Raw genomic sequence first — 20,658 nt, forward strand, 5'->3', positions numbered from 1 at the left:
ACCACGTCCAGAAGGATCAGAGAGACCATGAGCGACAAGTACCAGAGCTTCACCCAGTCGGCGATCGGCAAGGTCCTCGTCAAGAACCTCGGGCTGCCGAGCCCCGCCAAGCTCGAGCGGTACGCAGCCGGTGCCCCGCTCGTGAAGGGCACCGTCCTCGTCGGCGGGCGTGGTCGTCTGGCGGAGTCGCTGGGCGGGCTCCTCGGCGAGCTGGACATCACCTCGACCGACACGGCGCAGGCCGGCAACCGGTTCAAGGGGCTGGTCTTCGATGCCACCGGCCTCACCTCGACCGCCGACCTGGTCGCGCTCCAGGAGTTCTTCACCCCGGTGCTGCGCAGCCTGGAGAACAACCCGCGCGTGGTCGTGATCGGCACCCCGCCCGAGCAGCTCAAGGGCGCTGAGCGGGTCGCCCAGCGCGCACTGGAGGGCTTCACCCGCAGCCTCGGCAAGGAGATCGGCAAGGGTGGCACCGTCCAGCTCGTCTACGTCGCCGAGGGCTTCGAGGGCTCGCTGCTCTCCACGCTGGCCTTCCTGCTCTCCCCGAAGAGCGCGTACGTCTCCGGCCAGGTCGTGCGGATCGGCACCAAGAACGCCTCGCCCGCGGCCGAGCAGGTCGACCCGAAGAAGCCGCTGACCGGCAAGGTCGCGCTCGTCACCGGCGCCGCGCGCGGCATCGGCGAGGAGATCGCCAAGGTCCTGCAGCGCGACGGCGCGACCGTCGTCGGTCTCGACATCCCGCCGTCCGAGGCCGACCTGAAGAAGGTCACCCCCGACTACATCACCGCCGACATCACCACCGAGGACGCCCCCGCCACGATCGCCTCCTACCTTCAGGAGAAGTTCGGCGGCGTCGACATCGTCGTCCACAACGCCGGCGTCACCCTCGACAAGAAGCTCGCCAACCAGAAAGCCGATCGCTTCGGCACCGTGCTGGAGATCAACATCAGCGCCCCCGAGCGGATCACCGCCGAGCTGCTCGAGCAGAAGCTGATCCGCCCCAACGGCCGCATCATCGGCGTCTCCTCGATCGCCGGCATCGCCGGCAACGTCGGCCAGACCTCCTACGGCGCCTCGAAGGCCGCCGTCATCGGCTTCGTCGACTCGCTGGCCGAGGAGCTTCCCGACGGGATCACGATCAACGCGGTCGCGCCGGGCTTCATCATCACCCAGATGACCGCAGCGGTGCCGTTCGCGACGCGCGAGGTCGGCCAGCGGCTCAACGCGATGGCCCAGGGCGGCCTCCCGGTCGACGTCGCCGAGACCATCGCCTGGTACGCCTCGCCGGCCTCCACCGGCGTCAACGGCAACGTCGTGCGGGTCTGCGGCCAGATGATGCTGGGGGCCTGATGAGCACGCCGAAGACCGAGCCCAGCTTCACCGGCAGGTCCGGTCCCGCCCTGCTCGTCCGGGCGGCGCTGCCGGCCATCCCGGGCATCAACGCGCTCCCGGGGATCAAGAAGACCGGCGTCGCCTACGAGGAGCTCAGCCTCACCCGCGAGCCGGTCGCCCTCGAGCGGAAGGCGGTCGACGCGTACGCCGAGCTGTGCGGCTTCCCGATCAAGGACACCGTGCCGCTCCCCTACCCGCACATGCTGGCCTTCCCGCTGCACATGGCGCTGATGTCCTCGCCCGACTTCCCCTCGCCCGCGATGGGGATGGTCCACATCGAGAACTCGATCAGCGGCTACCGCCCGATCTCGGTCGGCGAGGCGGTCGCGGTCACCGCGACCGTGGGCCAGCCCGAGCCGCACCCGGTCGGCAAGGCGTACCGATTTCTGACCGTCGCCACCATCGAGGGCGAGGTCGTGTGGGAGTCCACCTCGACGTACCTCGTCCGCGGGAAGCGCAACCCCGACGTGTCGTGGAAGTCCGATCTCATCGAGGTGGACCCGTCCGGCCCGGTCTTCCCACTGAAGGCCGACCTGGGGCGGCGCTACGCCAAGGTCGCCGGCGACTACAACCCGATCCACCTCTACCCGCTGACCGCCAAGGCGCTCGGGTTCAAGCGCCAGATCGCCCACGGCATGTGGACCAAGGCGCGCTGCATCGCGGCGCTGGAGAACCGGCTGAGCGATGCGGTACGCGTCGACGTGGCGTTCAAGAAGCCGGTCTTCCTGCCCTCCTCGGTCGCGTTCGGGTCGCTCAAGCACCTGGACGGTTACGACTTCTCGCTCCACAAGCGGGGCTCGGACACGCTCCACCTGGTGGGACGCACCACCACTCTGTGACGCCGAGGGCCGCCACGATTTAACCCGTGGCGGCCCTGGTCTCGCAGGTGAGACGGTGCTCGCATGCCTGCCCCACTCCAGCTCCCGCCGCGCTACACCGAGCGGCCGTTGACTCTCGCCGATGCCGCTGCCGTGACTCGCGTGATGGCGGCGAACGAGCTGGCCACCGTGGGCGAGGTCCTCATCGAGGAGGCCGACATCGTCGCGGAGTGGCAGCGGCCCTCCTTCGACGTCGGTGCGGCCACGGTCGGCGTGTTCGGACACGACGGCGACCTGGTGGGCTACGCGGAGTGCTCCGGCGGCGCCCGTGCCGACGCGGCCGTCGACCCCGAGCACTGGGATCACGGGATCGGCACCGCCCTGGCCGGCTGGATCAGCGCCCGCGCGGCCGAGCTCGGGGAACCGGTCATCGGCATGCCGGTCCCCCAGGGCTCGCCCGGCGACCGGCTGCTCGAGTCCCTGGGCTGGTTCCCGCGCTGGGAGTCCTGGGTGCTGGCGCTGCCGCAGGACGCGGCGATCCCGGTGCGAGAGCTGCCGGAGGCGTACGCCATCCGGGCCGCCACACCGCAGGACCACGAGCAGGTGTGGACCGTGATCGAGGACGCCTTCCTGGAGTGGTCCGAGCGCGAGCGGGAACCCTACGCGGACTGGGTCGCCACGACCATCGAGCGGCCCGGCGCCGAGCCGTGGAACGTCCGTGTGGTGACCGGCCCGGACGGTGCTGTGGTCGCCGCCGCGGTGCTGGTGATGACCGAGGACGGCCGGGAGGGGTACGTCAGCCGGCTGGCCACCCGCAAGGACCAGCGCAACCGCGGCCTTGCCCAGGCGCTCCTCGCCGACGCGTTCGGCGTCGCCCGTGCCCACGGGGCCACGCGCGCGACCCTGTCGACGGACTCCCGCACCGGCGCCCTCGACCTCTATCTCCACGTCGGCATGGAGGTCGAGTCCACCTGGGTCCACCGGGCGACCCGGCCCTGATCCCACGTCGACGCCCCGGCCTCGGCTACTATCGTGCGTCCAGGAGGTGGACAGACATGTCCGACGTACTGATCCGAGGACTCTCGGATGACGAGCTCGCGCGCATCGACACCGAGGCGGCGCGGCTCGGGCTCACCCGCAACGAGTATCTCCGCCGATGGTTCACGCCCGACGCGCTGCGTCCGCTGCCACCGGCGCGACCCGTGGCCGGCGGCGACTTCGCGAAGTTCGCTCCGCTCGCCGACCGGGGTCTGATGCGTGACGCATGGTCGTGAGGCGACCCTGGCTGATGCACCGGTCGGCACTCGCCCGGATGTCCACCAGCCCCGACGCTGAGAAGTGGTCCCGCCTGATCGAGCTGGGACAGGTACGCATCACCACCACGACGTTGCTCGAGATCGGCCACCTGGCCCGCTCGGAGCAGGAGTGGTCCGATCTCGTCGAGGACGTGCCGGTGATCCACATGCCGCTAGCGACCCTCACGCCGCGTACGGAGGCACGCGCGCTGGAGATCCAGCGCATCGTGCTGCGCGACGGCCGCCACCGGGCACCATCGGTGCCCGACCTCCTGGTGGCCGCGGTCGCCGAAGAGGCCGATCTCACCGTCCTCCACGCCGACAACGACGTCGACCTCATCACCCGTACGACCGGCCAGCCGGTCGAGCGGCTGCGAGCCTGAGACTCAGAAGAGCTCGCGGACCTTCTCGATCGGCCGGGCGAGCACGCCGCGGTCGCCCTTGATCACGATCGGGCGCTGCAGCAGGGCCGGGTGCTCGACCATCAGCGCGACCAGCTCGTCCTCGGAGAGGTCGCGGTTGGCCAGGTCGAGCTCCTTGTAGACCGGCTCCCGCTTCCGCAGCACGTCACGAGCGCTCAGGCCGGTCTTGGCAAGGATGTCCTTGACCTCCTCGGTCCGCAGGCCGAGCACGTGGTAGTCGACCTTCTCGAAGTCGACGCCCTCCTCCTTGAGGAGAACGAACAGGTTCCGACACGTCGTGCAGGTCGGCTTCTCGTACACGGTGATCTGGTCCACGGCGCCACCCTAGCCCGCTGATCGGTGCGCTATCGCGGCGGGCGACCACCGTGTGCGATAGTGCGCCGACCTACTTCAGGAGCGGAAGTGGGACAGTTGCGCCGACTCGAGCCTGGATTCTGAGACAGTCACGCCGAGTCGGCTCGTCAGGACGAGCCGACTCGGCGAAAGGGTCAGCCGCGAGGCGGGCGGATGAGGCCTTCCTGCGCGACCGTGGCCGCCAGGATGCCGTCGGCGGTGAAGACCCGGCCGATGGACAGGCCGCGGCCACCGTAGGCGGAAGGGCTCTCCTGGTCGTAGAGCCACCACTCGTCGGCGCGGAAGGGGCGGTGGAACCAGATGGTGTGGTCGAGCGAGGCCATCTGGATGCCCTTGTGGTCCAGCGAGTGGGCCGCCAGGGAGGCGCCGAGGAGCGAGATGTCGGAGGCCCAGGCGAAGGCGCCGCGCTGGATGTTGTCATCGTCGGGAAGCGAGGCGCCCAGACGGATCCAGAGGCGCTGCTGCGCCGGACGTGCCGGGTCGGGCTCGATGCCGAGCAGCGAGTTGCCGACAGCGCGGATCTCGACCGCCTCCCACTCGCGCGCCAGCGAGACCGCCTCGGGGCTGCCGGAGTCGGCCATCATCTTCAGGAAGTCGATGCACTTCTCGGGCGGCGGGACGGCCGGCATCGCGTCCTGGTGCTCGAAGCCGGTCTCCTCACGCTGGAAGTTGGCGGTGAGGTAGTAGATGTCGCGCCCCTTCTGACGCGCCCGGACCCGCCTGGTCTCGAAGGAGCGCCCGTCGCGGATCCGCTCGACGTCGTAGACGATCGGGTAGGACGGGTCGCCCGGCAGCAGGAAGTAGGAGTGCATCGAGTGCACCGTGAAGGCCGGGTCGGCCGACCGGACCGCGGCCATCAGCGCCTGGGCGGCCACCTGGCCGCCGTAGGCGCGCCCGCGCGAGTTGCGGGTCGTGGTGGCACCGTGGAAGAGGTCCTTGTCGATCTCGACCAGGTCGAGCACGCCTACCAGCTCAGCCACTGCCTGATCCGCCGCTACGGCGTCGGTCGTCATGCGTTGAGTTTCTCTCAATCCTTCTCAGGGTTGTCATCGGGGTCGGGACCGTTGAGCCCGGCCAGGAACTGCTCGAACTGCTCGCCGAGCTCGTCCCCGGTCGGCAGCGGCTCGTCGGGCGCCAGGAGCGAGCGTCCGGACTCCTCGCCGCGCTGGAAGGTGTCGTACTGCTGCTCGAGAGCGGCCACGACCTCCCGCACCTCGGCATTGTCCTCGATGTAGGACGCGATCTCCTCCTCGCGGCGCTGCGCCTCGGCCTCCAGGTCGGAGACCGGGATCGTCAGCCGGGCCGCGCGCTCCAGCTCCTCGACGAGCACCACCGCCGCGGCCGGGTAGTCGCTCTGAGCCAGATAGTGCGGCATGTGCACCACGAAGCCGCCCGCCGGGTGCCCCCACTCCCCCAGGCGTACCTCCACCAAGGCCTGGGCGGAGGCCGGGATCCTGATCTCGCCCTTCCAGGGGCTCTCCCAGACCTGGCCGGCGAGCTCCTGCGCGGGGTCGTTGGCGTGCCGGGTCGTGGTCAGCGGCCGCGTGTGCGGCACCGCCATCGGCACCGAGGCGAGCGCGATCACCTCGGTCACGCCGAGGCGCTCGATGACCTCGCGTACGGCGCCGGCGAAGGCCTCCCAGCGGTTGTCCGGCTCGGGGCCGTGCAGCAGCAGGTAGGGGTTGTCACCGGTGTCCTTGAGCAGCCGGACGACCAGCCGCGGCGCGTCGAAGGACTCGTAGTGGTCACTGACGAACGAGATCGCCGGGCGTCGGGCCCTGTAGTCGTGGAGCTCGTCGACGTCGAAGGTCGCCACCACCGGCGCTCGCCTCGACGTCTGGATCAGATGGGCCGCGGCACGCTCGGCGGCCTTGCCCGCGTCGAGGAAGCCGTCCAGGACGACCACCAGCGGCAGCCGGTCGCCTCCGGCAAGGATGATCTCCTCGGGCAGGTCGTCGACGATGTGCACCAGTCGTGATCCGGCCATCGGTGTCTCCTCCCGTTGCGTACGGCCCTCGCGGACCCCGTCGTCGCTCGCCTCGCCAGGGATCGCGACCCTGGGGCTCAACCTTCTCAATACACGCTTCCACATGACGACAGCGCAGCATCCTGGACGCCCACGTTATTCCCAAGCCGACGCGCGGAGACCGGCGACCTCCCCTCGAACAGCCGGTGTGACCTCCCCCTCGGTGCGGCCGTTGTTACTAGCGGGTAATGTACTCGACGGGCACCACCCGTGCCCGCACCAACAGCGCCGCCAGGCGACAACCGACCGGCAACCCACATGGAGTGACACGGTGACCCGACAGCTGCGAGAAGTCGTCTTCGTCGACGGCGTACGCACACCTTTCGGCAAGGCCAAGGGCCAGTACGCCGAGACCCGCGCAGACGACCTGGTCGTCAAGCTCATCCGTGAGCTCACGCGCCGCAACCCCGAGCTTCCCCCCGAGCGGATCGACGAGGTCGCGATCGCCGCGACCACGCAGATCGGCGACCAGGGCCTGACGATCGGCCGCACCGCCGGCCTGCTCGCCGGACTCCCGCAGTCCGTCCCCGGCTACGCGATCGACCGGATGTGCGCCGGCGCGATGACCGCCGTCACCACCACCGCCGGCGGCATCGCCTTCGGTGCCTACGACGTCGTCATCGCCGGCGGTGTCGAGCACATGGGCCGCCACCCGATGGGTGAGGGCGTGGACCCCAACCCGCGGATCATCTCCGAGAAGCTCGTCGACCCCTCGGCGCTCGTCATGGGCAACACCGCCGAGAACGTCCACGACCGCTACCCGGCGATCACCAAGGAGCGCACCGACGCGTTCGCCGTCCGCTCCCAGGAGCTGGCGGCCAAGGCGTACGCCGACGGCAAGATCCAGCCCGATCTGGTCCCCGTCGCCACCCGCTCCGCCGAGAACGGCTGGGGCCTGGCCACCACCGACGAGCCGATGCGTCCCGGCACCACCACCGAGGACCTCGCCAAGCTGAAGACCCCGTTCCGTCCGCACGGCCGCGTGACCGCGGGCAACGCGGCGGGCATCAACGACGGCGCGACCGCCTCGCTGCTGGCCTCCGAGGACGTCGCCCGCGAGCTCGGTCTGCCGATCAAGATGCGGCTGGTGTCGTACGCCTTCGCCGGCGTCGCCCCCGAGGTCATGGCCGTCGGCCCGATCCCCTCGACCGAGAAGGCGCTGGCCAAGGCCGGTCTCACGATCGACGACATCGAGGCGTTCGAGGTCAACGAGGCGTTCGCGATCCAGGTGCTCGCATTCCTCGACCACTTCGGCATCGACGAGAACGACTCGCGGGTCAACCCGTACGGCGGCGCGATCGCTTTCGGTCACCCGCTGGCCTCCTCCGGTGTGCGGCTGATGATCCAGCTCGCGCGCCAGTTCGAGGAGCGCCCCGAGGTCCGCTACGGCCTCACCACCATGTGCATCGGCCTGGGTATGGGCGGCACGGTCATCTGGGAGAACCCGAACTGGAACGGCAAGGAGGCCTGACATGACGGACATCAACTCGCTCCTCGCCGACGTGGAGAAGCTCTACTCCGACGACGAGGTCGTCACCGCGGCGAAGCTGCAGAAGGTCAACCTGCCCTCCGGCAAGGTCCTCGGCCTGGTCACCCTCGACAACGGCCACGACCACACCCGCCCGAACACCTTCGGGCCCAAGTCGCTGGTCGAGCTCAACACGGCGTACGACGCGGCCCTGGCCGACCCCGACATCGACGCGATCGCGGTGACCGGCAAGCCGTTCATCCTCGCGGCCGGTGCCGACCTGACCTCGCTGCAGGCCGGCGGCCCCGACGGGATCCGTACGATCGCCGAGCTCGGTCACGCGGTCTTCCGCAAGCTGGGCGACGGCGACGGCACGACGAAGAAGCCGTCGTTCGGCTTCATCAACGGGCTCGCGCTCGGTGGCGGCCTCGAGGTCGCGCTGCACGCCGACTACCGCACCATCCAGGACTCGGTGCCGGCCGTCGGCCTGCCCGAGGTCATGCTCGGCCTGATCCCGGGCTGGGGCGGTGGCTACCTGCTGCCGAACCTGATCGGTCCAGCGAAGGCCGCCAAGGTCTTCATCGAGAACCCGCTCAACAACGGCAAGGTGCTCAAGGGCACTGAGGCCTACGAGCTCGGCATCGCGGACGCGATCTTCGGCGGCGCCGACTACCTCGAGCAGTCGCTGCTGTGGGCCGACGGCGTCCTCTCCGGGACCGTCGAGGTCTCCCGTGAGGAGATCGACCGCGGCGCAGCCTGGGACGAGGCCGCCAAGAACGCCGGCTTCTTCGCCTGGGCCAAGACCGGCGACGCCTCCCCGGCCGCCAAGAAGGCCGTCGAGCTGCTCACCCTGGCCAAGACCGCGACCCGCGACGAGGGCTTCGCGGCCGAGGACGACGCGCTCGTGGCGATGTCGAAGACCCCGCAGCTGCTCGCCTCGCTCTACTCCTTCGACCTGGTGCAGAAGCGCGCCAAGCGTCCGGCCGGTGCCCCTGACAAGGCGCTGGCCCAGAAGGTCACCAAGGTCGGCATCATCGGTGCCGGTCTGATGGCCTCGCAGTTCGCGCTGCTCTTCGTCCAGCGTCTCAAGGTGCCGGTCGTCATGGTCGACCTGGACCAGGAGCGCGCCGACAAGGGTGTGGCGTACGTCCACGCCGAGCTCGACAAGAAGCTCGCCAAGGGCCGCGCCTCGCAGGACGCGACCAACCGCCTCAAGGCGCTCGTGACGTCGTCGATCGACTACGCGGAGGCCTTCTCCGACGCCGACTTCATCATCGAGGCCGTCTTCGAGGAGATGGGCGTCAAGAAGACCGTCTTCGCCAACGCCGAGGCCGTCGCGCCGGAGACCGCGGTCTTCGCCACGAACACCTCGAGCCTCTCGATCACGGAGATGGCGGCCGACCTGAAGAACCCCGAGCGGGTCGTGGGCTTCCACTTCTTCAACCCGGTCGCGGTGATGCCGCTGCTCGAGATCATCCGCGGCGAGAAGACGTCGGACGCGGCCCTGGCCACGGCGTTCTCCGTCTCGAAGTCGCTGAAGAAGACCTCGATCCTGGTCAAGGACAGCCCGTCCTTCATCGTGAACCGGCTCCTGGGCCGCTTCATGGGCGAGGTCTCCAAGGTCGCCGACGAGGGCACCCCGGTCGACGTCGTCGAGTCCGCCTTCGCCGGTGTCGCGCCGATGGGCCCGTTCGCGCTGATCGGCCTGGTCGGTCCGGCGATCGCGTACCACAACAACGAGACGCTCGCGAAGGCCTTCCCGGACCGGTTCTACCTCTCCGAGAACCTCCACCGGGTCGTCGAGGCCAAGAAGAGCTCCTTCTTCGGTCCCGACGGGCGCACCCTCGACCCCGAGGTCGAGGCACTGCTCGTCTCCGGCGACGTGGTCAAGACCGCCGAGGAGGCCCGCCAGCAGTCGCTGGAGGCCATCGCCGACGAGATCGGCCGGATGCTCGAGGAGGGCGTCGCCCAGGCCGCCGAGGACATCGACCTGGCGATGATCACCGGTGCCGGCTTCCAGTTCTGGAACGGCGGCATCACCCAGCTGCTCGACCGTGAGGGCATCTCCGAGAAGGTCACCGGCAAGAAGTTCCACTGACCGAACCAAGTCCGCCCCCGACCGATCTGATCGGTCGGGGGCGGTCCCATGCTGGGCCGGGGCGGTCCCGGACGCACCTCAGCAGGGACTCAGGCCTTGTCGGTGGCCACCTTGCCGCCTCCGACCGCCGACTCCGGCGTGCCCATGTTCTGCCGCGCGCGGGGTCGCTGCTGGCGACCCGAGGCCTGCGCCGATCCGCGCCGGCCCTCGATCCTCTTGCGGATCTGTTCGTCCGCCGCTCTGAGATCGAACGGCGCCGACATCTGCTCAGGTGACCAACGGAACTCGGCCACGAGGTCGTCATAGAGCATTGAATCCCCCGAGTGCTGTGTGGTGACGTTACCGAGGGCCCTCGTCGCCCCCGACGGACCCCACTCTAAGCCCAGAACGATCGATCTTCGCCAGGGGCTCGACCAGAGAGACCAACCCCGTAGGGTGAAAATTCGGCGCTTCCGGGCGTCAGAGGCTGACGTCCCGGGGCAGCGGGCTCGGGGTCAGAGCGCCCAGGCGCTCGATGGTGTCGAGCGCGACCGCCTGGGGGGTCAGGCCGATGCTCTCCAGGATCTTGGGCCGCTTGGCGTGGTCGAGGAACTCCTGCGGGATGCCGTGGATCTTCACCGGGGTGCGTACGTCGGCGGCGGTCAGCGCCTGCAGGAAGGACGAGCCCACACCGCCGGCGACGCCGTTGTCCTCGATGGTGACGACCAGGCTGTGGTCGGCGGCCGCCTCGATGAGGGCCGGGTCGATCGGCTTGACCCAGCGCGGGTCGACGACGGTGACGCCGATGCCCTGGGCGGTGAGCCGCTCGGCGACGCCCACGGCGACCTCGGCCATGGAGCCGACGCCGACGACCAGGACGTCCTTGGTGCCGTTGCGCACGAGCACGTCGGCCTCACCGAGCTTGGCGATCGTGGGGATGTCCTCGGGCGGCGGGCCCTTCGGGAAGCGTACGACGGTGGGCGCGTCGTCGACCTCGACCGCCTCGTCGAGGAGCTCGTTGAGGCGCGCGATGTCGCGCGGCGCGGCCAGGCGGAGCCCGGGGACGACCTGGAGGAGCGACATGTCCCACATGCCGTTGTGGGAGGCGCCGTCGTCGCCGGTCACGCCGGAGCGGTCGAGGACGAACGTCACCCCGGCCCGGTGCAGGGCGCAGTCCATCAGCACCTGGTCGAAGGCACGGTTGAGGAAGGTCGCGTAGACCGCGAAGACCGGGTGCAGGCCACCCAACGCCAGGCCGGCGGCCGAGGTGGCGGCGTGCTGCTCGGCGATGCCGACGTCGAAGGTGCGCTCGGGGAACCTGGCCTGGAACGCGTCGAGGCCGACCGGGTGCATCATCGCCGCGGTGATCGCGACGATGTCCTGGCGGCTGTCTCCCAGCCGCACCATCGCGTCGGAGAAGTGGTCGGTCCAGATCCGGCCCTTGGGCTTCTCGGCGCCGGTCTGGACGTCGAAGGGACCCGGCGAGTGGAACTGGTCGGCCTCGTGGCGCTCGGCCGGGTCGTAGCCGTAGCCCTTGCGGGTGATCGCGTGCACGATCACCGGACCCCCGAACCGCTTGGCCGAGGTCAGCGCCTGCTCGACGGCGTGCCGGTCGTGGCCGTCGACGGGGCCGACGTACTTCAGACCGAGGTCCTCGAAGAGGCCCTGGGGCGCGACCGCGTCCTTGAGTCCCTTCTTCACCGCGTGCAGCGCGTCGTAGGCCATGGCGCCGATCCCGGGCACCGCGTTGAGGCGGCGCTTGACCATGTCGAGGACCAGCTCGTAGCGCGGGTTCGTACGCAGCGCCGTCAGCGCCGTGGCCAGGCCACCGATGGTCGGGGTGTAGGAGCGGCCGTTGTCGTTGACCACGATGACCAGCTTGGAGTCGTGCTGGATCGCGATGTTGTTGAGCGCCTCCCAGGCCATCCCGCCGGTCAGCGCGCCGTCGCCGATCACCGCGACCACGTGGCGGTCCTCGCCGCGGATCGTGTAGGCCTTGGCCAGGCCGTCGGCGTAGGAGAGCGCGGTGGAGGCGTGCGAGTTCTCGACCACGTCGTGGTCGGACTCGGCCTGGCTCGGGTAGCCGCTCATCCCGCCCTCGCGGCGCAGCGTGCCGAAGTCGCCGGCCCGGCCGGTGACGAGCTTGTGGACGTACGACTGGTGTCCGGTGTCGAAGACGATCTTGTCGCGCGGGCTGTCGAAGACCCGGTGCATGGCCAGGGTCAGCTCGACCACGCCGAGGTTCGGCCCCAGGTGGCCGGTGTTGGTGGCCACCGTCCGGATCATCAGGTCCCGGATCTCGCTCGCGAGGAGCTCCAGCTGGTCATCGGAGAGATCACGAAGATCCTGCGGCGCGGCGATGCGTTCGAGGAGACCCATAGGAGAGGATTCTACGGCGCGGCCCTGAGGGCCGCCGACCCGGATAGGGCCGCATGCTGCGGCGATCCGAGGAAGGGTGTCAGCCCGATCCGAGCAGAGTCGCTGAGGTCCAGGTCAGGCGCCTTCGCCGGGTCGACGAAGACGATCTGACGGCCCTCGTGGCACACGATGTCGGCGTCGGCGAGATCGACGGCCGCGGCGTACAGGTGGATCTTGTCGTCGGTGCCGGTCTCGGGTTGGCGGAGCTCCTGGACGGCGACCAGCTCGAGGTCCTCGGGAGCGAGCCGCACCTCGGTCTCCTCCTCGAGCTCGCGCACTGCGCCGGCCAGCGGGTCCTCTCCCGGCTCCAGGTGGCCGCCGCAGAAGGCCCACTTCTCCGGCGCGATCACGGGGCGTTCGTCACGCTCCTGGAGCAGCACCCAGCCACGACGGTCGACAAGGATCACAGCGGCGAACTCGGTCATGATCCGCGAGCCTAGTTGCTGCGTGGACGCACCGAGGCCCGCGGCCTGCCCAGCTCGCTCTTCAGTACGTCCCCGACGCGGCCGAGCCCGACGGGCTCCTCCACCAGCTCCGCCCACAGTCGCTTCGACGCGGCGAGGAAGGCGATCGCCTGCTCCAGGTGCCGCGGCTCGTAGTTGTGTACGCCACTGACCGACCGCCAACCGCGCACGATCGCCTCCGGGTCGACCGAGACCGCGCGCCCCGGGGTGACCGAGCCCACCAGGACGAGGGAGCCACCGATGTCGAGGGCCCCGAGCGCCGCCTCGACCGCCGAGGCGGCGCCGGAGAAGTCCATGGCGACATCGACCGGCGCCAGCGCCTGCCCCGCGGAGAGCGTCGACGTCGCGCCGAAGCCGACGGCCAGCTCCAGCCGAGCGGGGTCGACGTCGCTCACCACGACCTCGGCCGCCCCGGCGTCGGCCGCGGCGGCCACCGCGGTGAGCCCGAGCATCCCCGCGCCGACCACCAGCACCCGCTTGCCGCGCAGCGAGCCGGCCCGCTCCAGGGCCGCCATCACGGTGGCAGTCGCGCACCCGGCGGGCGCGGCGACCTCGTCGGCCAGGGTGTCGGGGACGGGCACGACGGCGGTGCCGTCGGGCAGCAGCACGTGGGTCGCGTAGGTGCCTGACAGCGGCCAGGCCGGCTCGTACGGCTCATGGCCGAGCTTGCGCACGGAGCGGCACTTCGCGGTGAGCCCCCGGCTGCAGCGGTCGCAGGTTCCGCACGAGACGGTGACGCCCCAGACCACGCGCCGGCCCGTGCCCATGATCCGGCCGACGCCCTCGTGCCCGAGCACGCTCGGGCAGGCTCCGGGACGCCGACCGGAGACCGTGTGGTGGTCGGAGCCGCACACCGTCGCGAGGTCGATCTCGACCAGCGTCTCCCCCGGCCCCGGCTCCGGCAGGTCGACGGTCTCCAGCGTCACCTCGGCGCCACCGCGCCACACCGCGAGCCGCGCCACGGGCCGTGCCATCAGAGCGCGCCGACCTTCCGGCGCAGCCAGGCGCTGAACAGGTCGATGACGATGATCAGGACGATCACCATGCAGACGTACGTCATCATCGTGTCGAAGTGGAAGCTGTCCACCTCGGTCTTGATGAAGAACCCGATGCCGCCGGCACCGACCGTGCCGAGGATGACCGAACTGCGTACGTTGGTGTCGAAGCGGTAGAGCAGCAGGCCGAGCAGGGACGGCATCACCGCGGGCAGCACGGCGTGCGCGGCCGACTGCGCGGGCGAGGCTCCGGCCACCCGGAGCGCCTCGACGGGTCCCTGGTCCACCTCGTCCATGGCCTCGGACCAGAGCTTGCCCATGACCGCGACGTTGTGGATCGCCAGCGCGATCACCCCCGGGAACGCGCCGAAGCCGACCGCGGCGATGAACATCAGCGCATAGACCGTCTCCGGGATGGCCCGCAGCACCGACATCACCGCGCGACCCAGGAGCCACAGCGGGACGAACCGGTTGGTCGTACGCGAGGAGATGACCGCGAACAGCAGCGCCACCGGTATCGACAGGGTCGTGCCGAGCAGGCCGATCCAGATGGTGAGCAGGCAGTACTCCAGGCCGGGCCGGATGGTCTCCGACCAGCGCAGATCGAGCGGGAAGGCACCGTCGTGATGGATGGTCTTGCCGTTCGGGTAGGTGCGGTCGACCCCGAACAGGAAGTTCCACAGTCCCCGCCAGCCCTCGAGCAGCTCCTTGGGCGAGGTGTTGGTCTGCACCGCGGCGTACCAGTGCACGAGGACCAGGGCGACCGTGATGGCCGCCCCGACGGCGATGCCGGAGGGCCGGAACCGGGGTGGGATATCGAGACGTGGTTCCGGGGCCTTGGTCAGACTGCTCATGCGAACTCCCTCATCTCGGCGCCCGCAGCGACCTGGGCCGCCTCGGCGGCCTCCAGCGCTTCCAGGGCGGGCCGGTAAAGACCCGCGACGGTCTCGTCGGTGACCTCGGCGCTGCTGCTGTCGAAGACGAGCCGGCCACCGGCCAGCCCGAGGATCCGGTCGGAGAAGCGGCGCGCCAGGTCAGGCTGGTGGAGGACCGCTGCCACCGCGAGACCGTCGTCGTCGGCCAGCGAACGGAGCAGGTTCATCACCTGCTCGGAGGCGGCCGGGTCGAGCGCCGAGACCGGCTCGTCGGCGAGCAGCACCTTGGCGCGCTGGCACAGCGCGCGGGCCACCGCGACCCGCTGCTGCTGGCCGCCGGAGAGGCGACCCGCCTTCTCCCGGGCCCGGTCGGCGAGACCGACCCGGTCCAGGCAGGCCATCGCCTCCGCCTGCACCTCGCGCGGGAAGGCCAGCACCGACCAGGACCGGCTCAGGCCGAGCCGCCCGAGCGCACCCGCGCAGACGTTGTCGAGCACGCTGCGACTGGGCACCAAATGGATCTTCTGGAAGACCATCGCCACCGTCGGCACCGCCTCGCCGGGCTTGGCTCTGACGCCGTCGACCGTGATCGTGCCACCGTCGGGACGCTCCAGACCGACCACGCAGCGCAGCGAGGTGGACTTGCCGGAGCCGTTGGCTCCGAGGAGGCTGACCACCTCCCCGGAGGCGACCTCGAAGGCCAGGCCGTCCAGGACCGTCTTCTCCCCGAACGCCTTCCTCAGGCCGTCGATACGCAGCATGGCCGCCCCGGGAAGGTGATCAGCGCCCATCAGAGGTCGTCCGTGGTCAGGTCGAGGGCCTCGGCGAGCTCGGTCACCGGCTGGTAGTCCTCGTCGGTGACCGCCACCAGCGCCGGCTTGCCGGCGGGCGGGGTGAAGTCGAGGTACTCGCCGATCTCAGCGACCGAGTCGGCAGGCAGGTTCAGCAGCGCCTCCTGGACGGCCTTGGACACCTCGGGAGTCATGTTCGGGCCCGCCGCGATCGGGTCGTTCAGGATCGGCTCGGACATCCAGATCTGGCGGAAGGCGGACTCGTCGAACTGGCCCTCGGCCGTCGCCGAGGCCAGGGTCTGGCTGTTGATCTCGGCGGCGTCGACCTTGCCGTTGACCAGGGCCAGCAGCGCCTCGGTGTGGCCGCCGGCGTACTCGGCCTTGACGTCCTTCTCGATCCCGGCGTCGATGAGCGCCTTGCGCGGCACCGCGTCACCGGAGGTGGAGCCGGACTCGGACAGCGCCAGGGTCTTGCCCGCCAGGTCCTCCACGGACTGGATCGGCGAGTCCTTCGGAACCCAGATGCCGCCGGTGTAGGAGGAGACCTGGCCGTCCTCGCCCGCGAAGGAGGCCAGCGGCGTGGCGCCGGCCTGCTTCTGGGCGAAGACGTAGCCCAGCGGCCCGAACTGGCCGATGTCGAGCTTGCCGTTCTGCATGGCCAGGATCTCGGCGACGTACGTGTCGGAGATCTGGACCTCGACGTCGCAGCCGAGCTCCTCGCCGAGGGCCTTGCCCAGGGTCTCGTAGACGGGGATCAGGTTCTTGGGGTCCTCGAAGGGCTCGACGCCCATCGTCAGGGTGCCGTCGGGGCAGATCTGGTCGGGACCGACCTCGCCGCCCGCGGCGGCCTTGTCGGTCGTCGCCTCGCTGCCGCAGGCGGCCAGGGCGAGAGTCAGGGTGGCGGCGCCGGCGAGGGCGGTGAGGGAGCGCAGGGGGGACATGTTCGGTTTCTCCTGTGGTCAGAACAGCTGATCGAGGACGGTGGGCGCGAGGCCCAGTGCGGTGGTCATGCCGATGCCCGACGTCACCGAGACGACCCGGAGGCCCGGGAACGGCTCGGTGTCGAGGAAGTCGGTCCGCGGGGAGTCCGCGTAGACCCCTCGCCAGCGACGTCGGACGCTGAGCGGAGCCCCGAGCAGCCGCGCCCCTTCCCGCAGCACCAGCTCGGCGACGTGCTCGTCGTCGAAGGGCAGGTGGGTGCGGTCGTAGTGGTGGGTGTCGCCCAGGACGATCGACCCGGGTCGGCCGCCGCTCCCGGGACGCTGGGTGAGCATGAGGTTCATGACGACGTCGAGGAGCTCGGGAGCGGTGGCCGCGAGCTCATTGCGTACGCCGGTGGCCGCCGCGGTCTCGGCGAACCCGCCGTAGCGCAGCATCGAGAGTCCGGTCAGCACCGCCGGCCCGATCTCGACATCGCCCGGAGGCGCGACCTCGAGCATCTGCAGCCGGCAGCGGCGTACGGCTGCCTCCTCGGCGACCTGCGGGAAGAGCCGGTCGATGTCATGGCCGGCGGCGTGGACGACCCGGGCGGAACGGATGGTTCCGCGGCTGGTGCGGACGTCGATCCCATCGGCGACCGGGTCGATGGCACCGACGTGGGTCGCCCAGCTGAACCGGACGCCCTCGGACTCCAGCCATGCGGCGATCGTCGGCAGCGCCTCGCGCGGGTCCACCCTCAGGTCGAGCGGCAGGTGTGCGCCGCCGAGAACCTCTCCGGTGGCCGGCGGGAACAGCTCGCGGGTGGCGTCGGCGTCCAGCAGGCGGGCCTGCTCGGTGCCACGGTTGCCCGCGAACTCCTCGAGCACGGCCATCTCGGCCTCGGTCCGCGCGACGACGACCGTGCCCGTCTCCCGGAGACCGAAGCCCGCCTTGGCGGCGAGGGTGAGCCAGTGCTCACGGGCCGCGAGGGCGTAGGCCAGCGCCTGGCCCGACTGGGCGGTGGCGCAGATGTGCCCGAAGTTGCGGATCGAGGCGCCGACGGCGCGCTCGTCGCGCTCGATGACGTGGACCTTCAGGCCGCGCGCGAGCCCTTCGACGGCATGCGCGAGGCCGACGATCCCGGCACCGACGACGACAAGGTCGGCGGCACCGTCGGGGGTGGTCGTATGAGTTGGCACGGCCCGAACACTTCTGTCTCGCGACAGCACCGGTCAACAGGCCCGACAAACATGTACATACAAGTTAACCAGTCGTTTTCCTGCGCACCGTTTGGTCCTCTGAGCGTTATCCGGGCGTTCACGAAGCGCTTCATCACACTTGTCTGATCAAGTTGTAACCTGCTGCCCATGAGGAGCCCGCTGCACGTCCAGGTCGCCGAGGCCATCCGCGCCCGGATCATCGCCGGCGAGCTGCCGACCGGCGCGCCGATCCCCTCCGAGGCGCAGCTGTGCGAGCAGTTCGGCGCCTCCCGGGGCACCATCCGTACGGCCCTGGCAAGCCTGCGCCGCGAGGGCCTGCTCAGCGGCGGCCAAGGACGACCTCCGACCGTGCGCGACACCGCGCTCGGGCAGCCCTTCGAGCAGCTTCTCTCGTTCAGCGCGTGGGTGCAGCAGATCGGCCACACCGCCGGGCAGCGCACCATCGAGGTCGCCCGGCGCGGCGCCACCGCCGCTGCCGCCGAGGCGCTCGACATCAATGAGGGCGACCCGGTGGTCGACGTGCTCCGGCTCCGCCTTCTCGACGGTCATCCCGCGATGCTCGAGCGCAGCACCTTCGTCGAGCGTGTCGGGCGGCTGCTCTTCGACTTCGACCCCGACACCGGCTCGCTCTACGGATACCTGACGGCCGCAGGCGTCGACCTGCACGCCGCGCGCCACACCATGGACGCGGTCGCGGCCGACGAGACCGACGCCGACCTGCTCGACATCGCGGTGGGCAGCCCGCTCCTGCGCGAACGCCGCCGGGCGACCGCCACCGACGGCACCCCGCTGGAGTACGCCGACGACCGCTACCGGCCCGACCGGGTCACGTTCACCATCGACAACACCCGCCCGTCCGCGGCGGGGATCCGCACCGACGTACGCATCCTCAAGGAGATCTCGTGACCACCGCCTTCCAGCTCGCCGCCCTCGACATGGCCGGCACTACCGTCGACGAGGGCGGACTGGTCTACGACGTGCTCGAGTCGACCGTCGCCGACGCCGCCGGCGAGCCGGTCCCCCACGACCTGCTGCTGCGGTGGAAGGGCACCTCGAAGTGGGAGGCGATCCAGGGGCTTCTGCGCGGGCTCGGTCAGGACCCGACCACCGCCCAGGTCGACAAGATCTTCGACGGCTTCGGCGAGCGCCTCGTCACCGTCTACCGGGAGACCCCGCCGCAGCCGTTCCCGGGCGTGCCCGAGATGTTCGCGACGCTGCGCTCGCGAGGTGTCAAGGTCGCGCTGCAGACCGGCTACTCCACCGAGATCGCCGCCGCCATCCTCGACGGCCTCGGCTGGACCGTCGGTCCCGGCGCCGACTCGACCGTCGACGCCCTCATCACCTCCGACCTCGTTGCCGCCAGCCGCCCCGCCCCCTATCTCGTCTTCCACTGCATGGAGGCCACCGGCATCTGGGACGTACGCCGCGTGCTGGTCGCCGGCGACACCCCCAACGACCTCGGCGCCGGCACCAACGCCGGGGCCGGCTTGGTCGTCGGCGTCGCCACCGGCTCCTTCACCCACGACCGGCTCGCCGCCGAGCCGCACACCCACCTCCTCGCCTCGACGGCCGACCTGCCGACACTCCTGTGAGACCTACCTTCCTTGACTGGACACAAGCCAAGGCAAAGACTGGCTCCATGGCACTGACCAAGAAGCAGAAGACGATCCTGACCACCAGCGCGCTCGTGGCCCAGGCGGCAGTCGCCCCGGTGATCCTTCGCGACCTGCAGACCCGCTCCGACGACGAGATCCGCGGGCCGCGGACGCTGTGGCGACTGTGGGGCAGCACCAACCTGCTCGGCGCGGCGGTCTACTGGTTCTACGGTCGCAAGCCGACCGCCGCCTAGGCCCTCGCCACGCCGCGAGGCTCGGTGAGGAGCCGGATCGCGAAGATCAGCTCCTCGACGTCTGCGAACCGGCGCAGATCGCAGCCGGTGCGCTCGGCGATCCGCTCGAGACGGTGGTAGGCGGTGTTGACATGGACGTGCAGACGCTCGGCCGCCAGCTTGGCGTTGAGGTCGCAGGCGACGTACGCCAGCATGGTCTCGATCATCACGCAGTCGCGCGCGAGGTCCTCCTCGACGAACTGGCGCAGCGCCGGGCGCACCAGCCGGCGGGCGGTCGGGTCCTCGCGCAGCACCAGGTAGTCGATCGTCGAGATCATCGGAAGGGCGACGACACCCGGATCCGCACCGAGGACGTCGCGAGCGATCGCGGCCTCTGCGTACGCGGCCGGCGCCGCACCCAGGCCGGTGTGCACGGTGCTGGCGCCAACGGCCAGCTCGAACCCCTCCCGGGCGAGCTGGCGGTAGATCCGTCTCAGGTCGGGCACGATCGTCCGGACGTCGTCGGTGGCGACGGGCAGGATGCCGACGAGCTGCTCCTGACGAATCACCGTGACCCCCTCCCGCGCCGGGCCCAGCTCGGTGCGCACGTGCCGCAGCGCCTCCCGCAGGCTCCGTCCCGGGCGTAGCGGCCGCACCGGCACCGCGACCAGGACGATGATCCGGTCGTCCGGTTCGAGCCCGCACCGGCGGGCGACCTCGAGCATCGGGCCCGGCCGGACCCCGCGCCCGGCGAGCAGATCCTCGACCAGGTCCCGGCGGATCCGGTCGCCCTCGGCGAGCTCGACCTGGTGGGCGGCGAGGTAGGCCTCGGCCGCAACCGTGCTGCCGACCTCGATCACCTGCATCACGTGCGAGGCCACCGGGAGCGCCGCGCGGCTGGTCTCCGGGTCGGCGGCAGCGATCTCGACGATGCGCTCCCACAGCGCCACCTGGCCGATGCGGAACGCCTGCAGGAAGTCGGCGAGCGCGACCCCCTGACGCACCCGACGGGTCGCCTGGTCCACGGTGAACCGGAAGTCCTCGCGTACGGCCGGGCGGCCCTCCTCCAGCGTGGTGAGCACCGCCAGGAAGACCGCCTCGGCGTGGTCGCCGACCTCCTTGCGCAGCTCGGGATCGGGGCTGACGGCGTAGGCCGGGACCTGGTCCCAGTTGTGCTTCAGGAACAGCTCCACGGTGTGCGGGAGGTCCTCCCTGATGCCCGCGACGATGCGTTTGATCGGCTCCATGCTCATCGCGCTCCCTCGGTGTTTCGCTGGCGGTTGCGGCGTCAACCAGA

22 protein-coding genes are annotated in these 20,658 nt (G+C 70.5%); 10 read left to right on the top strand and 12 right to left on the bottom strand.

Going from position 1 to position 20,658, the window contains the following annotated elements:
- Positions 1-27: 27 nt before the first annotated feature.
- The 5 genes from ABTX24_RS09960 (at position 28) to ABTX24_RS09980 (ending at position 3,888) form a co-directional block, all read left to right on the top strand.
- On the top strand, positions 28-1,350 hold the full coding sequence (locus ABTX24_RS09960) for a 3-oxoacyl-ACP reductase (RefSeq protein WP_350839252.1): 1,323 nt from the start codon (positions 28-30) through the stop codon (positions 1,348-1,350).
- Positions 1,350-2,231: a MaoC family dehydratase gene (locus tag ABTX24_RS09965; RefSeq protein WP_350839254.1), complete on the top strand. Its 882-nt coding sequence runs from the start codon at positions 1,350-1,352 to the stop codon at positions 2,229-2,231. Before ABTX24_RS09960 ends, ABTX24_RS09965 begins: the two co-directional genes overlap by 1 nt.
- 63 nt (positions 2,232-2,294) lie before the next feature.
- Positions 2,295-3,209, top strand: coding sequence for a GNAT family N-acetyltransferase (locus tag ABTX24_RS09970; protein ID WP_350839256.1), 915 nt, complete (start codon positions 2,295-2,297; stop codon positions 3,207-3,209).
- A 56-nt stretch (positions 3,210-3,265) separates the two neighbouring features.
- Entirely contained in the window at positions 3,266-3,484 is a 219-nt protein-coding gene (vapB, locus tag ABTX24_RS09975) for a type II toxin-antitoxin system VapB family antitoxin (RefSeq protein WP_160023182.1), read from the top strand.
- 14 nt (positions 3,485-3,498) lie between these two features.
- Complete coding sequence (locus tag ABTX24_RS09980) at positions 3,499-3,888, top strand: PIN domain-containing protein (RefSeq protein WP_350839258.1); 390 nt, start codon at positions 3,499-3,501, stop codon at positions 3,886-3,888.
- 3 nt (positions 3,889-3,891) lie between these two features.
- Here ABTX24_RS09980 and ABTX24_RS09985 read toward each other — a convergent pair whose 3' ends face one another.
- The 3 genes from ABTX24_RS09985 to ABTX24_RS09995 form a co-directional block, all read right to left on the bottom strand.
- Positions 3,892-4,242, bottom strand: coding sequence for an arsenate reductase family protein (locus ABTX24_RS09985; protein WP_160023178.1), 351 nt, complete (start codon positions 4,240-4,242; stop codon positions 3,892-3,894).
- Positions 4,243-4,415: 173 nt separating this feature from the next.
- The gene (locus tag ABTX24_RS09990) at positions 4,416-5,261 is read right to left on the bottom strand and encodes an acyl-CoA thioesterase (protein ID WP_160028827.1); all 846 of its coding nucleotides are present in this window, start codon (positions 5,259-5,261) and stop codon (positions 4,416-4,418) included.
- A gap of 47 nt (positions 5,262-5,308) precedes the next feature.
- The gene (locus tag ABTX24_RS09995) at positions 5,309-6,268 is read right to left on the bottom strand and encodes a proteasome assembly chaperone family protein (protein WP_350720259.1); all 960 of its coding nucleotides are present in this window, start codon (positions 6,266-6,268) and stop codon (positions 5,309-5,311) included.
- 310 nt (positions 6,269-6,578) lie between these two features.
- Between ABTX24_RS09995 and ABTX24_RS10000 the strand changes: the two genes are divergently transcribed.
- Together ABTX24_RS10000 and ABTX24_RS10005 are read left to right on the top strand one after the other, a co-directional pair.
- Entirely contained in the window at positions 6,579-7,778 is a 1,200-nt protein-coding gene (locus ABTX24_RS10000) for a thiolase family protein (protein WP_160023174.1), read from the top strand.
- Between the two features lies 1 nt (position 7,779).
- Positions 7,780-9,873, top strand: a complete 2,094-nt coding sequence (locus ABTX24_RS10005; RefSeq protein WP_350839260.1) for a 3-hydroxyacyl-CoA dehydrogenase NAD-binding domain-containing protein — start codon at positions 7,780-7,782, stop codon at positions 9,871-9,873.
- Positions 9,874-9,962: 89 nt separating this feature from the next.
- Here ABTX24_RS10005 and ABTX24_RS10010 read toward each other — a convergent pair whose 3' ends face one another.
- The 8 genes from ABTX24_RS10010 to ABTX24_RS10045 form a co-directional block, all read right to left on the bottom strand.
- Entirely contained in the window at positions 9,963-10,184 is a 222-nt protein-coding gene (locus ABTX24_RS10010) for a hypothetical protein (RefSeq protein WP_160023170.1), read from the bottom strand.
- 148 nt (positions 10,185-10,332) lie between these two features.
- A complete protein-coding gene (dxs, locus tag ABTX24_RS10015) occupies positions 10,333-12,231 on the bottom strand; it encodes a 1-deoxy-D-xylulose-5-phosphate synthase (protein ID WP_350839262.1) in 1,899 nt (632 codons plus the stop codon).
- Between the two features lie 11 nt (positions 12,232-12,242).
- The gene (locus tag ABTX24_RS10020) at positions 12,243-12,695 is read right to left on the bottom strand and encodes an NUDIX domain-containing protein (protein WP_350839264.1); all 453 of its coding nucleotides are present in this window, start codon (positions 12,693-12,695) and stop codon (positions 12,243-12,245) included.
- Between the two features lie 11 nt (positions 12,696-12,706).
- Positions 12,707-13,708, bottom strand: a complete 1,002-nt coding sequence (locus ABTX24_RS10025; protein WP_350839266.1) for a zinc-binding dehydrogenase — start codon at positions 13,706-13,708, stop codon at positions 12,707-12,709.
- Positions 13,708-14,583 carry a phosphonate ABC transporter, permease protein PhnE gene (gene phnE, locus ABTX24_RS10030; RefSeq protein WP_350839268.1) on the bottom strand — a complete coding sequence of 292 codons (876 nt, stop codon included), beginning with the start codon at positions 14,581-14,583 and terminating at the stop codon, positions 13,708-13,710. The genes ABTX24_RS10025 and phnE overlap by 1 nt, the downstream gene beginning before the upstream one ends.
- The gene (locus tag ABTX24_RS10035) at positions 14,580-15,395 is read right to left on the bottom strand and encodes a phosphonate ABC transporter ATP-binding protein (RefSeq protein WP_350839270.1); all 816 of its coding nucleotides are present in this window, start codon (positions 15,393-15,395) and stop codon (positions 14,580-14,582) included. The genes phnE and ABTX24_RS10035 overlap by 4 nt, the downstream gene beginning before the upstream one ends.
- Positions 15,395-16,336 carry a phosphate/phosphite/phosphonate ABC transporter substrate-binding protein gene (locus ABTX24_RS10040; RefSeq protein WP_350839271.1) on the bottom strand — a complete coding sequence of 314 codons (942 nt, stop codon included), beginning with the start codon at positions 16,334-16,336 and terminating at the stop codon, positions 15,395-15,397. The genes ABTX24_RS10035 and ABTX24_RS10040 overlap by 1 nt, the downstream gene beginning before the upstream one ends.
- Positions 16,337-16,354: 18 nt before the next feature.
- A complete protein-coding gene (locus ABTX24_RS10045; protein WP_350839273.1) occupies positions 16,355-17,512 on the bottom strand; it encodes a TIGR03364 family FAD-dependent oxidoreductase in 1,158 nt (385 codons plus the stop codon).
- Between the two features lie 168 nt (positions 17,513-17,680).
- On the opposite strand from ABTX24_RS10045, the gene ABTX24_RS10050 reads away from it, so the two are divergent.
- Genes ABTX24_RS10050 through ABTX24_RS10060 form a run of 3 tightly spaced genes read left to right on the top strand, consistent with a single transcriptional unit; the run spans position 17,681 to position 19,382 of the window.
- Positions 17,681-18,439: a GntR family transcriptional regulator gene (locus ABTX24_RS10050; RefSeq protein ID WP_350839275.1), complete on the top strand. Its 759-nt coding sequence runs from the start codon at positions 17,681-17,683 to the stop codon at positions 18,437-18,439.
- The gene (locus tag ABTX24_RS10055; RefSeq protein ID WP_350839277.1) at positions 18,436-19,125 is read left to right on the top strand and encodes a phosphonatase-like hydrolase; all 690 of its coding nucleotides are present in this window, start codon (positions 18,436-18,438) and stop codon (positions 19,123-19,125) included. Before ABTX24_RS10050 ends, ABTX24_RS10055 begins: the two co-directional genes overlap by 4 nt.
- A gap of 47 nt (positions 19,126-19,172) precedes the next feature.
- Positions 19,173-19,382: a hypothetical protein gene (locus ABTX24_RS10060; protein WP_160023152.1), complete on the top strand. Its 210-nt coding sequence runs from the start codon at positions 19,173-19,175 to the stop codon at positions 19,380-19,382.
- Here ABTX24_RS10060 and ABTX24_RS10065 read toward each other — a convergent pair.
- Complete coding sequence (locus ABTX24_RS10065; RefSeq protein WP_350839278.1) at positions 19,379-20,614, bottom strand: PucR family transcriptional regulator; 1,236 nt, start codon at positions 20,612-20,614, stop codon at positions 19,379-19,381. The genes ABTX24_RS10060 and ABTX24_RS10065 overlap by 4 nt on opposite strands.
- Positions 20,615-20,658 lie beyond the last annotated feature (44 nt).

The sequence above is a fragment of the Nocardioides sp. NPDC127514 genome (genome assembly GCF_040302125.1).
Classification (GTDB): Bacteria; Actinomycetota; Actinomycetes; order Propionibacteriales; family Nocardioidaceae; genus Nocardioides.